Origin of the sequence: Faecalibacillus faecis, from assembly GCF_003024675.1 — a bacterium.
Lineage (GTDB): Bacteria > Bacillota_I > Bacilli_A > Erysipelotrichales > Coprobacillaceae > Faecalibacillus > Faecalibacillus faecis.
Genome location: NZ_PYLP01000019.1, coordinates 20,797 through 32,863 on the forward strand (window position 1 = coordinate 20,797; position 12,067 = coordinate 32,863).

The 12,067-nt window shown below is 28.5% G+C and carries 12 protein-coding genes; 11 read left to right on the plus strand and 1 reads right to left on the minus strand.

Annotated elements, in window-relative coordinates; all coding sequences use genetic code 11:
* Positions 1-2: 2 nt before the first annotated feature.
* The 11 genes from C7U55_RS11375 to C7U55_RS11425 are packed head-to-tail and all read left to right on the plus strand — an operon-like array spanning position 3 to position 11,389.
* Positions 3-935, plus strand: a complete 933-nt coding sequence (locus C7U55_RS11375) for a glycosyltransferase family 2 protein (protein WP_204638430.1) — start codon at positions 3-5, stop codon at positions 933-935.
* Positions 936-959: 24 nt separating this feature from the next.
* On the plus strand, positions 960-2,234 hold the full coding sequence (locus C7U55_RS11380; RefSeq protein ID WP_106988665.1) for a polysaccharide pyruvyl transferase family protein: 1,275 nt from the start codon (positions 960-962) through the stop codon (positions 2,232-2,234).
* Positions 2,227-3,069 carry an NAD-dependent epimerase/dehydratase family protein gene (locus C7U55_RS11385; RefSeq protein WP_106988666.1) on the plus strand — a complete coding sequence of 281 codons (843 nt, stop codon included), beginning with the start codon at positions 2,227-2,229 and terminating at the stop codon, positions 3,067-3,069. Before C7U55_RS11380 ends, C7U55_RS11385 begins: the two co-directional genes overlap by 8 nt.
* Positions 3,070-3,071: 2 nt before the next feature.
* Complete coding sequence (locus tag C7U55_RS11390; protein ID WP_106988667.1) at positions 3,072-4,862, plus strand: thiamine pyrophosphate-binding protein; 1,791 nt, start codon at positions 3,072-3,074, stop codon at positions 4,860-4,862.
* Positions 4,855-5,691 (plus strand): alpha/beta hydrolase, encoded by an 837-nt coding sequence (locus C7U55_RS11395; RefSeq protein ID WP_106988668.1) that lies wholly within the window; start codon positions 4,855-4,857, stop codon positions 5,689-5,691. Before C7U55_RS11390 ends, C7U55_RS11395 begins: the two co-directional genes overlap by 8 nt.
* Positions 5,691-6,968, plus strand: coding sequence for a lipopolysaccharide biosynthesis protein (locus C7U55_RS11400; protein WP_106988669.1), 1,278 nt, complete (start codon positions 5,691-5,693; stop codon positions 6,966-6,968). The genes C7U55_RS11395 and C7U55_RS11400 overlap by 1 nt, the downstream gene beginning before the upstream one ends.
* Positions 6,958-7,584, plus strand: a complete 627-nt coding sequence (locus C7U55_RS11405; protein ID WP_106988670.1) for an acetyltransferase — start codon at positions 6,958-6,960, stop codon at positions 7,582-7,584. The genes C7U55_RS11400 and C7U55_RS11405 overlap by 11 nt, the downstream gene beginning before the upstream one ends.
* 12 nt (positions 7,585-7,596) lie before the next feature.
* On the plus strand, positions 7,597-8,775 hold the full coding sequence (neuC, locus tag C7U55_RS11410; RefSeq protein WP_106988671.1) for a UDP-N-acetylglucosamine 2-epimerase: 1,179 nt from the start codon (positions 7,597-7,599) through the stop codon (positions 8,773-8,775).
* A gap of 2 nt (positions 8,776-8,777) precedes the next feature.
* Complete coding sequence (gene neuB / locus C7U55_RS11415; RefSeq protein WP_106988672.1) at positions 8,778-9,812, plus strand: N-acetylneuraminate synthase; 1,035 nt, start codon at positions 8,778-8,780, stop codon at positions 9,810-9,812.
* The gene (gene galU, locus C7U55_RS11420; protein ID WP_106988673.1) at positions 9,813-10,709 is read left to right on the plus strand and encodes a UTP--glucose-1-phosphate uridylyltransferase GalU; all 897 of its coding nucleotides are present in this window, start codon (positions 9,813-9,815) and stop codon (positions 10,707-10,709) included.
* 17 nt (positions 10,710-10,726) lie between these two features.
* Positions 10,727-11,389 carry an acyltransferase gene (locus tag C7U55_RS11425; protein ID WP_106988674.1) on the plus strand — a complete coding sequence of 221 codons (663 nt, stop codon included), beginning with the start codon at positions 10,727-10,729 and terminating at the stop codon, positions 11,387-11,389.
* A gap of 440 nt (positions 11,390-11,829) precedes the next feature.
* Here C7U55_RS11425 and C7U55_RS11435 read toward each other — a convergent pair.
* On the minus strand, positions 11,830-12,067 hold a 238-nt coding region (locus C7U55_RS11435; RefSeq protein WP_146139625.1), incomplete at its 5' end, for a transposase domain-containing protein.

Genomic DNA, 12,067 nt, shown 5'->3' on the forward strand with positions numbered 1-12,067 from the left:
TAATGTTGAAAAAGATAAGTGTTATTTTACAAACCTATAATGAGGTTGAAAATGTTATACCAATTTATGAAGAAATAAAAAAAATATTTGATAATAGATTAAACGAGTATGACTATGAAATCCTTTTCACAGATAATCATTCAGAAGATGGAACAATTGATAAGATAAAAGAAATTTGTAGAAAAGATAACTGTGTTAAAGCAATTATTAATGCAAAAAATTTTCGAGGTGGGTCGGGTACCAATGCATTATGCAATGTATCAGGAGATTGTGTTATTTTAATGGCATCTGATTTTCAAGATCCTCCTGAATGTATTTATAAATTTGTAAAAGAATGGGAAAAAGGTTATAAAATTGTAATAGGTATAAAGAAAAAAAGCGAAACTAGTAAAGTAATGCATTTTATTAGAGGATGCTATTATAAATTAATGAACAAAATTACATCAGTAGAACAAATTGAGCACTTTACAGGATTTGGACTATATGATAGAGAATTTTTAAACATAATAAATGAAAATAATGGTCCATTACCATATATAAGAGGTTTTGTTGCAAAATACGGATATAAAATCAAAAAGATTGATTTTATACAACCTAATCGCAAAAGTGGAGTTTCTTCAAACAAGTTTTTTTCGTTGTTTGATATTGCAATGAGAGGAATAACAACTTACTCAAAAACGCCTGTTCGATTTATGGAACTTATTGGAGTAATTTTATCTATAGGTTCATTTTTATTAGGAGTAATAGGTGTTGTCTTATATTTCTTTAATATATTTTTAATGAATATATTTACATATTTGTTATTAATGATTATTTTATTTTTTCAAGGTATTTGTTTGTTTTGCATAGGAATGATAGGAGAATATATTTTATGTATTAACATTCGTCAAATGAATCAACCAATTGTTATTGAGGAAGAAAGAATTAATTTCTAGTAAGTTTATGTCAAGGAGGGTTATATGAAATTTGCAAATATTATTTATACAAAAAGAAATGATAGATTGACTATTGGTGATGATATGCAATTATTGGCGATAGAAAATTTATATAAATATATGGGAATTAATTACGATGAAGTTGTAAGAATTCCTTATCATGAATTATCAACATATAATGGAGAATATGTTATACTACCAATTTCTTTTCCGTTAACAGCATATAGTCATAACGATCTTATCACATGTTTTTCTGATAGAATTATCCCTGTATTTTTAGGATTATGTGTTTTGCAAGACACATTTACACAAAAAGACATAGAATATTTTAAAAAATATGAACCTATAGGTTGTCGAGATGAATATACATTAAAAAATATGAGAAAAAATGGAATAAAAGCTTATTTAAATACGTGTATGTCAGTTGGATTTCCAAAAAGAATTGATGAAAAAGATTTAATTGGTAGAAAAAAAGTAATATGTGTAGATGTTAATGGAAAGCTAAAAGAAAAGATACCACAAGAATTATTACCTGATTGTGAATTCTTGAGTCATACTTTTTATAAGAATGAATTTGATGGTACACCTGAAGAATTGTGTAAGAAAATGTATGAAAAATATATAGCAGAAGCAAGATTAATAATTACTGATAGAATTCATGCTGCTTTACCTTGTGCTGCTGCTGGATTACCTGTTGTTTTTGCAAAGGATAGATATTCTTATAGATTTTCTGGAATTGATAAAATAATGAAAATATATACAGAAAAAGAATTTGATCAAATAAATTGGAATCCTAAGCCATACGAGTTTGAAAATTTAAAAAAGCAATTATTGGAGAATGCTAAAAGTAGAATACTAAAAACTTATGAAGAAAATCGATATATGTATGATTTAAGTTATTATTTTGAAAATTATTCAAGACCAAAATATAATATTGAATTCTTGAATGATACATATAATTATATTGATAGTCTTGCTAATAAAGAAATTAAATATATTCTATGGGGTGTTACTCAAACAGCTACTTTGATAAAAAGTTATTTTGATCGAAACTATCCAAATGCTCGTCTTGTTGGCATTGTTGATAGAGATAAGCGTTTTGAATTTTGTGGATGTAATACAACATCTAAAGATATTATTTTAGAAAATAAAAATGCAGTTGTATTTGTTACTACGGGAGCTGCTATAAGAGAATCAAACTTATTTTTTAAAGAAAATAACATTAAAAACTATTTTCAATGTTGTGTAGATAATATAAGCAATAAAAATGATGGGATGAACGGTGATAAAAATGGTTAAAGTATTGTTCACAGGAGGAACAGGATTGGTAGGAAGTAATGTTCTTCCTTTATTGAAAAAAAAATATGATGTTTATGCGCCAACTAGACAAGAATTGAATATTCTTGATACAGCAGAAGTTGAAAAATATGTCAAAGAAGGTAACTTTGATGTGATTATTCATAGTGCAAATCCAAACCCAGTCAAAAATGAATTAGACAAAAATGGTTCAATGACAGAAAATAGTTTAAGATGTTTTATGAATTTTTATAGAGTGAGAAAATATTGTAAAAGATTGTATTTTGTTGGATCAGGTGCAGAATTAGATAAAACAAGGGATATGATACAAATTAGTGAAGAGGAATTTGATAGATCAATTCCTCAAGACGAATATGGTTTTGCTAAATATGTTATGAATCATCTTGCTTTAGAAAGTGATAATGTATATAACTTGAGATTATTTGCATGTTATGGACCAGGTGACTGGGAATCAAAATTTATTACTCATTGTATTAGAAGTGTTTTAGCTGATAAAGATATAACAATTAGACAAAACTGTATATTTGATTATATTCAAGTGTATGATTTAGCAAATATTTTTAGTTATTTTATTGAAAATAAACCTAAATATCATGATTATAATATAGCTAGTGGAGATCGTTATACATTGGTAGAAATTGCTGAAAAAGTTTTAAAATTAATGAATAGCGATAAAAAAGTTATTATTTTAAAAGATGGAATGAATAAAGAGTATACACCAAATATTTCACGTTTATTAGAAGAAATGGGTGGTTATAAATTTATTTCATTAGATGAAGGTATAAAAATTCAAATTGAAAGTGAGGTAGAAAATTAAAAATGAAAAAAAGAGTTGCAGATATTATTATTGAAACTTTGGTTGAATTAGGTGTAAAGGATTGTTTTAGTGTTGTTGGAGGAGGATCTATGCATCTTGATAATGCACTAGGTTTAAATGACGATATGAATGTTGTTTTTCATCATCATGAACAAGCTTGTGCAATGGCAGCGGAAGGGTATGCAAAAACTTCTGGAAATATTGCAGCTGTTTGTGTAACAAGTGGACCTGGTGCAACAAATACACTTACTGGAGTAATGGGCGCTTGGGTTGACAGTGTTCCAATGTTTGTTATGTCGGGACAAATAAGATATGAAGTTTCGGTTGCTAAGACTGGATTACCACTTAGATTTAGGGGAAATCAAGAATTTGATATTATTGGGTCAGTTAAAAACATGACAAAATATGCAAAGATGGTTACTGATCCATTATCAATAAAAAACGAAATAAATAAGGCGGTTAAAACAGCTATTTCAGGAAGAAGAGGTCCTGTCTGGTTAGATATTCCTTTAGATATTCAAAATGCGATGGTAAATGAAGAAGATTTATATCCTGTTGAAGAAATAAAAGAAGAACCAACAATTAAAGAAGAAGAATTTAATAATTTAATTGAAATGATTAGTAATGCTAAAAGACCAGTAATTATCGGTGGTAATGGAATTGCTAACAGTGGAAATCTTGGGTTATTTAGAGAATTTGCTAAAAAACTTGGTATCCCTGTTGTAGCTTCAGCAATTGCTGCGGATGTATTATATGACGATTATGATTTATACTATGGTATTTCTGGTTTTATTGGCCCAAGAACAGGTAACTTTATTCTACAAAATGCTGATTTTATTCTTACTCTAGGTACAAGCTTAGGATTCAAAACTACAGGATATACACAAGAAAAATTTGCTGTTAATGCTAAAATTGTAATGGTAGATTGTGATGAGTATGAAGTAAGAAAACCAGGAGTCAGAGTTGATTATTTTATTCATTCTGAATTAAAAAATTTCTTTAACTATTGTTTACCAAAAATTAAACATGTTAATGTACCTAATGAGTGGATAGATTATTGTAATAAATTAAAAAATAGATTTACACCTTTTGAAGCAACAGAAGGTTTAAGTGCAGATGACAGAGTCTGTTCATATATGTTCTGGAAAAAATTTGAAGAACATGAACCAGATGATAGCATTGCAGCGCTTGGAAATAATACGGGTATAAGTTCTAAATTACAAATTGGTATTAAACATGAAAATTCACGTGTAATTGCAAATAATAACTGTGGTTCAATGGGATATGATTTACCAGCAGCAATAGGATCAGCTGTAGCAAGTAAAAAAGAAGTAATTTGTGTTACAGGTGATGGAAGTATTATGATGAACTTGCAAGAGCTTCAAACAATTAAACATTATAATTTACCTGTAAAAGTTGTGATTTTTTCTAATGATGGATACAATGCTTTTAGACAAACATGTAAAAACTTCTTTAATGGATTTAACGTAGGGTGTGATGCGGAAAGTGGAGTAAGTTTCCCTTCATTTGAAAAAGTAGCTGATACATTTGGATATGGATATAAATGTTGTCATTCAAATGGCGAACTAGACGAATGTTTAGATTGGTTATTCAGTCAAGAAGGTCAAGTTATCTTAGAAGTGGAACAACGCTTAGATGATCCAATCACTCCAAAAGTAATGTCAAGAATTAATGATAAAGGTGAATTTGTAACACCTTCTATCGAAGATATGTATCCTTTTATTGATGAAGAAGAATATAAATCATTAATGATAGGTGATATTAATGGATAAAGAAAAAATTCATATTTTTAATGGTGCAACTCTTTATTCTTATATTATAAAACCATCATATCAATTAAAAAGAAATACTGATAAATGGAATAATGATTTAAATCCAGCAGTATTAATTTTACCAGGTGGTGGATATAAAAGAATTGAAGATTGTGAAAACTCGCCAGTTGTTTTTTCTTTTTTAAATGCAGGATATTCATGTTTTGTTTTAGAATATTCATGTAATGATGATTCTAAGTATCCTAACCCAATTTTAGAAGGATTTGAGTCTCTAAAATACATTAGAAAAAATGCAAACAATTTTAAAATAGATTCAAATAAAATTATTTGTTGTGGCTTTTCTGCTGGTGGACATCTTGCATCATTACTTGGTTGTAAAAATATAGCTGAATATTTAGGATATAATTATGAAAGTGTTAAATTAAATGCTACAATATTAGGATATCCTCTTATTGATATGAAAACATATTATGAAAATCATCCTAATAAGTTTGGGAAATTTGGATTAATGGTATCTGATATGGATATTATTGATTGTATAAATCCAACACTGTATGTTGATGGTAATTATCCGCCAGCATTTATATGGAATACACAAGAAGATGATTTAGTAGATTGTGAACAATCGATTGAATTTGTAAAAAAAATAGTAGAAGTTAAGGGAATTGTTGAATATCATATGTTTACATATGGCGTACATGGGTTATCTTTAAATAACATATTAACTAATAAAGGTAACATATTAAATAACCATATGAAATCTCCAAATGTTTCAAAATGGTTTGAAATGGCTATTGAATGGTTAAATAGGGTTTTAGAGGTAAAATAATGAGAAGCTTTGTATTAGGAAAAAAAGAAAATATAAAGAAAGATAGCTATATTTGGAATACAATTGGCGGATTGATAAATGCATTTCAATCCGTCATAATTCTTATGGTTTTAACTAGATCGTTAGATATGGAATATGCTGGTATTTTTACTATTGCATGGGCTATTGCTAACCTTGTTATTACTATAGGAAAATATGGTGTAAGAAATTATCAAGTAACAGATGTAAATGAAAAATATAGTTTTAATGATTATTTTTCAAATAGAGTAATTGTTAGTATATTGATGATTATTTTTACATGTATTTATGTTTGTTTTTTGAGTATTAGTAATCAATATGCATTTGATAAAACAGTTATAGTTTTTTTAATGTGTTATTTAAAATTAATTGATTCTGTTGAAGATGTTTTTCATGGGATGTATCAGCAACATGAAAGATTAGATGTTGCAAGTAAATGTATGTCTATTAGACTCATTTTATCGACAGTTTGCTTATGCGTGTGTTCGATTATATTTAAAGATTTGCTTATATCGTCTATTATTACATGTGTATTTTCAACTCTTATTTTTGTTTATTTATTAAAAATTACATATTCAATATTTAATCTTCCTAAAATTCAATTTGATTTTTTTAATGCTAAAAGAATTTTAAAAGATTGTTTTCCAATTTTTGCTGGTTCATTTTTGTCTTTTTATATATTAAATGCACCAAAATATGCTATTGATGCCTTATTAAGTTCTGAATTACAAGCATATTATGGTTTTATTTCAATGCCTGTTTTTGTAATAGGATTGTTAAACAACTTTGTATTTCAACCTATTTTAACAACTGTTGCCAATTGCTATGAAACAAAGAATAAAGATCAATTTTTTCAGCTAATTAAAAGACAGATAGTTGTTATATTAATTATAACTATTGTGGCTTTAATTGGATCGTATGTATTAGGAATACCGGTATTATCAATTTTATATAATTGTGATTTATCAAATTATAAGGTTGACTTATTGATTTTAATGCTAGGAGGAGGAATTCTAGCGTATGTTGGTTTTTTAACGACAATTATTACTTTAATGAGAAATCAAAATATTATTTTAATAGGTTATGTAATTGGTGGCGTATTAGCAATTGTTTTATCTCAATTAGTTGTTAGTTTATATGGTTTAAGAGGTGCATCAATACTTTACTTATTATTAATAAGTGTTCTAGCAGTTTTTTTCAGTATAGCTTTTTATTTCAATTTAAAGATATGGAAAGAAGGTATTACTAATGAAGGATAAATTAGTTTTAATAGGTGCAGGTGGTTATTGCAGAGGTGTTTTGGATTCGTTATTACTTTTGGATTCTTATGAAATTGTAGGAATAACAGATCCAGCCACACCAATAGGAACAGATGTTTATGGAATTTCTGTATTAGGTACAGATGATATTCTTCCAAAGTTATTTGAATCAGGTGTAAAGAAAGCTCATATTACAGTAGGTAGTGTTGGAAATTGTTCACTTAGAAAAAAATTAGTTGAAATGGCTGAAAACATTGGATTTGAACTTGTAACTATTATTGACCCTAATGCTGTTTTAGCTAAAGATGTAAGATTGGGAAAAATGGCTTATATTGGAAAAAGTGCTACAATAAATTCTGATGTTGAAATTGGAAATTATTGTATTATTAATACTGGAAGTATTATTGAACATGGATGCAGGATTGGAAATTTTGTTCATGTAGCACCTGGAAGTGTTCTTGTTGGTGATATTCATGTTGGAAATGAAAGTCATTTTGGTTTAAATTGTTCGGTTTTACAAGGATTGACTATTGGGAATCGTGTAATTGTGGGAGCAGGAAGTACGGTTCTTAGAAATGTAAATGACGGAGAAACGGTTGTAGGCATAGTAAAATAGAAAGGAGCTTGTATGAAAAAAATAAGTGTTTTAACAGGAACAAGAGCAGAATATCATTTAATGTATCCTGTTTTAAAAAAGATAGTAGAACATCCTGATCTAGAGTTAGATTTAATTGTCACAGGTGCTCATTTAAGTGCCAAGTATGGTAACACATATCAAGCAATTGAAAAAGATGGAATTCCAATTAGTATTAAACTTCCTATTTTGAAAGATGATGAGGAAATCGTTGATATGGATAGGGCTATTGCTGAATGTATGTTAGGATGTAGTAAACATTTTAAAGATGTTAAACCTGATTTATTATTGGTATTAGGAGATCGCTACGAATTATTTGGTGCGGTTATTCCTGCTATTAATCAACATATACCAATTGCACATATTCATGGTGGTGAAACTACAGAAGGCGCTATCGATGAAGCTGTTCGTCATTCTGTTACAAAATGTAGTTATTTACACTTTACATGTTGTGAACCATATCGAAAAAGAGTAATTCAATTAGGTGAATCACCCGATAGAGTGTTTAATGTAGGTGGATTAGGTGTAGAAAATATATTAACGCAATCTTTAATGACACAAGAAGATTTGGAAAAAAATTTATCATTTCCTTTAAATAATTATTCATTAGTAACATTTCATCCAGTAACTTTAGAAGAAGGTACTGCAGTTCAACAAGTAAAAGAAATGTTGGATGCTTTTTTAGAAGTAGAAGATATGAATTTTATTATTACAAAGGCAAATGCTGATGCTGGTGGAAATAAAATTAATGAAGTAATAGATCAATATGCTGAAAAGTATCCACAAAAGTTTTATACTGAATTTAGCTTAGGAATGGTGAGATACTTAAGTGCTATGAAATATGCACATCTAGTTATTGGAAATTCATCAAGTGGTATTTTAGAAGCTCCATCTTTTAGAGTTCCTACTATTAATATTGGAGACCGACAAAAAGGTAGAATCAAATGTGAGAGTATTATTGATTGCAATCCAAATAAAAAAGCTATACTTGATGCCATTTCTAAAGGCTTAAGTTCTTCGTTTAGGGATTCTATAAAAACAATGGAAAGTCCATATGGAAATGGAACCACAAGCCAACAAATTATAGATATCATTAATAAATATTTAGAAAATGGAATTGACTTAAAAAAGAAATTTTATGATATAGAATTTAATTTGAAAGGGGAAAAATAGAAATGTCACATGTATATATTGTTGCTGAAATTGGGTGTAACCATAATGGAAATGTTGATTTAGCTTATAAAATGGTTGATAAAGCTAAGGAATGTGGTGTTGATGCTGTAAAATTCCAAACATTTAATTCATCGTTATTAATTTCAAAATATGCACCTAAAGCAGAATACCAAATTAAAAATACAGGTAATCAAGAAAGTCAATTAGAAATGACAAGAAAATTAGAGTTATCTCATGATGATTACATGAATTTAAGAAAATATGCTCAAGATTTAGGTTTAGATGTTTTTTCTACAGCATTTGATGATGAATCAATCGATTTTTTATATTCAATCAAACAAAACGTTTGGAAAATACCTTCTGGAGAAGTAACAAATTTACCATATTTAAGAAAAATAGCACAACTAGAAATTGAAAATAAAAAAATAATTTTATCAACTGGTATGGCTACGATTGATGAAATTAATAATGCTTTATCTATTTTAAACGCAGGAACTCCTGCAGAAATTATTATTTTACATTGCAATACAGAATATCCAACGGAAGATATTGATGTAAATGTATCTGCAATTAGTGATTTACATAAATCATTTCCTAATTATAAAATAGGTTTTTCAGATCATTCAAGAGGATTTGTTGCACCTATTCTAGCATTGGCATATGATATTTGCTTTATTGAAAAACATTTTACTTTAGATTGTAATATGGAAGGACCAGATCATAAAGCTTCTATTATGCCAGATGATTTAAAAGTACTATGTGAATCTGTTAGAAGGGCTGAAGTTATTATAGGTGATGGTAAAAAAAGAGTAACAGATTCAGAAAGAAAAAATAAAAAAATTGCAAGAAAGTCTATCGTTGCAAAAAAACAAATCAAAAAAGGTGATATATTCACTGAAGAAAATATCACATGTAAAAGACCTGGAAATGGAATTAGCCCAATGAAATGGGACGATATCTTAGGAAAAGTTTCATCGAAAGATTTTGAGGAAGATCAATTAATTGAATGTGAAGGATTTGAATGGGAAGATAAGTAGATCTCGCAAAAGAAAGTAAGAAAAGCAATTATACCAGCAGCAGGATTAGGAACACGATTTTTACCAGCAACAAAGGCAATTGCTAAAGAAATGTTGCCAATCGTAGATATTCCAACAATTCAATACATTATCCAAGAAGCAGTAGATAGTGGAATTGAAGAAATCTTAATTATTACAAATAGTAATAAACATGCTATGGAAAACCATTTTGATAAAAACTATGAACTTGAAGAAAGATTAAAAGAATCAGGAAAACTTGAACAAGTAAAAATGATTCAAGATATTGCAGATATGGCCAATATCTACTATATTAGACAAAAAGAACCAAAAGGATTAGGACATGCAGTCTTATGTGCTAAATCATTTATTGGAGATGAACCTTTTGCAGTCTTATTAGGAGATGATGTGGTTGTCAATAAAGAAGGCAAACCAGCATTGAAACAATTAATTGAACAATATGAACAAACATCAGCTTCTGTTGTAGGAGTACAAACAGTAGCGAAAAAAGATGTTAGTAAATATGGAATTGTTGAACCATCAAAATCACATCCAGCCAAAGGAAGACTTGTTAAATTAACAGATATGGTAGAAAAACCAGCACCAGAAAAAGCACCAAGTCAAATGGCGGTATTAGGAAGATATGTACTGACTCCAGAAATCTTTGAATTATTAGAAACACAAGGAAAAGGAGCAGGGGGAGAAATCCAATTAACAGACGCTATTAAAAGATTGTTAGATAGACAAGCAGTGTATGCTTATGATTTCGAAGGAAAGAGATATGATGTGGGAGATAAATTTGGATTTATCAAAGCAACTATTGATTTTGCTTTAAATCGAGAAGACTTACATGATCAAGTAAATGATTATATTCATACATTAGTTGAAAAAGATAAATGATTTAAGGGGTTGTTAATATGTATAAAATAACAGATTTATATGATTTAAATCATACTCAAGCAAGTTCATATTTGCAAAAATATGAATACCCTTGGGAAGCATTAAAAGGAATAAAAGACTTTATTATTGAATTAGGATCATCACTCGGTGATGATTATAATGAAATAAGTGAACATGTATGGGTTCATAAAGATGCTAAAGTTTTTGATAGTGCTTATCTAGGAGCACCATGTATTATAGGAGCAAGGACAGAAGTAAGACATTGTGCATTTATAAGAGGAAGTGCTTTAGTTGGAGAAGATTGCGTTATTGGTAATTCAGTAGAATTAAAGAATGTCATTATCTTTGATAGTGTTCAAGTTCCTCATTATAATTATGTAGGAGATTCTATCTTAGGTTATAAATCTCATATGGGAGCAGGATCTATTACAAGTAATGTTAAAAGTGATAAAACTTTAGTTGTTGTAAAAGATCGTTTTAATCATGAAAATATTGAAACAGGCTTAAAGAAAATGGGAGCGATGTTAGGAGACTATGTTGAAGTAGGATGTAACAGTGTATTAAATCCAGGAACTGTTATAGGAAGACATAGTAATATTTATCCATTATCAAGAGTAAGAGGTGTTGTACCAGCACACTCTATCTTTAAGGATCTTGATAATATTGTCGAAAAGAAATAATCTGTTATGAAGAGTAGCACTTGCGTGTTACTCTTCTTTTTTATGATATAATGAAAGCGGTTTAAATTATAGGCGGTGGTATTATGATTTTTATAAGAAAATTAATAAGATGTAGTTTACTGATTGGATTTTGTTATATTTTTGTTTGTGTGTGTAAATCTTTATCATTATTAGAAATAATTAATAAAGATTGGATAACTTGGTTGGAAATAGAGAACATGCTGTTTATTTATTTGGGAATATTAGTAGTATTTTATATTTTTTTTATTTATACAAAAAGTGAGTTAACAGAAATACATATATTATTAAAAAAACATTTACTAATGATAAAATTTATACTGATTTGTTTAATGATTATTTCATTTTATAAAAGTTATAATGTAAGCGCCAAATAAAATAGTGTATTTAAAAAGGTCGATTGAATTGATACAATGATCAATTTAGTCGGCTTTTATTTCAAATTCTTCTTTTATCTCTTCACTCCATGGTAAGAACCAGTCCAGTCTTTCTGGATCTTCAACCAGATCTTGTTGAGGTAAATAATCCATGATGAATTCAATATAATCGTATGGATTAAGTTTATTGGATTTAGCTGTTTCAATCAGGCTGAATACTGCTGCACTTGCTTCAGCTCCTTTAGTAGAAGTTGAAAACAGCCAGTTCTTTCGGCCAACTGTA

What these genes read in the sequence shown, in the direction of transcription:
- C7U55_RS11375 (WP_204638430.1), top strand. Translation starts at nt 3, where the DNA reads ATGTTGAAAAAGATAAGTGTTATTTTACAAACCTATAATGAGGTTGAA.
- C7U55_RS11380 (WP_106988665.1), top strand. Translation starts at nt 960, where the DNA reads ATGAAATTTGCAAATATTATTTATACAAAAAGAAATGATAGATTGACT.
- C7U55_RS11385 (WP_106988666.1), top strand. Translation starts at nt 2,227, where the DNA reads ATGGTTAAAGTATTGTTCACAGGAGGAACAGGATTGGTAGGAAGTAAT.
- C7U55_RS11390 (WP_106988667.1), top strand. Translation starts at nt 3,072, where the DNA reads ATGAAAAAAAGAGTTGCAGATATTATTATTGAAACTTTGGTTGAATTA.
- C7U55_RS11395 (WP_106988668.1), top strand. Translation starts at nt 4,855, where the DNA reads ATGGATAAAGAAAAAATTCATATTTTTAATGGTGCAACTCTTTATTCT.
- C7U55_RS11400 (WP_106988669.1), top strand. Translation starts at nt 5,691, where the DNA reads ATGAGAAGCTTTGTATTAGGAAAAAAAGAAAATATAAAGAAAGATAGC.
- C7U55_RS11405 (WP_106988670.1), top strand. Translation starts at nt 6,958, where the DNA reads ATGAAGGATAAATTAGTTTTAATAGGTGCAGGTGGTTATTGCAGAGGT.
- neuC (WP_106988671.1), top strand. Translation starts at nt 7,597, where the DNA reads ATGAAAAAAATAAGTGTTTTAACAGGAACAAGAGCAGAATATCATTTA.
- neuB (WP_106988672.1), top strand. Translation starts at nt 8,778, where the DNA reads ATGTCACATGTATATATTGTTGCTGAAATTGGGTGTAACCATAATGGA.
- C7U55_RS11425 (WP_106988674.1), top strand. Translation starts at nt 10,727, where the DNA reads ATGTATAAAATAACAGATTTATATGATTTAAATCATACTCAAGCAAGT.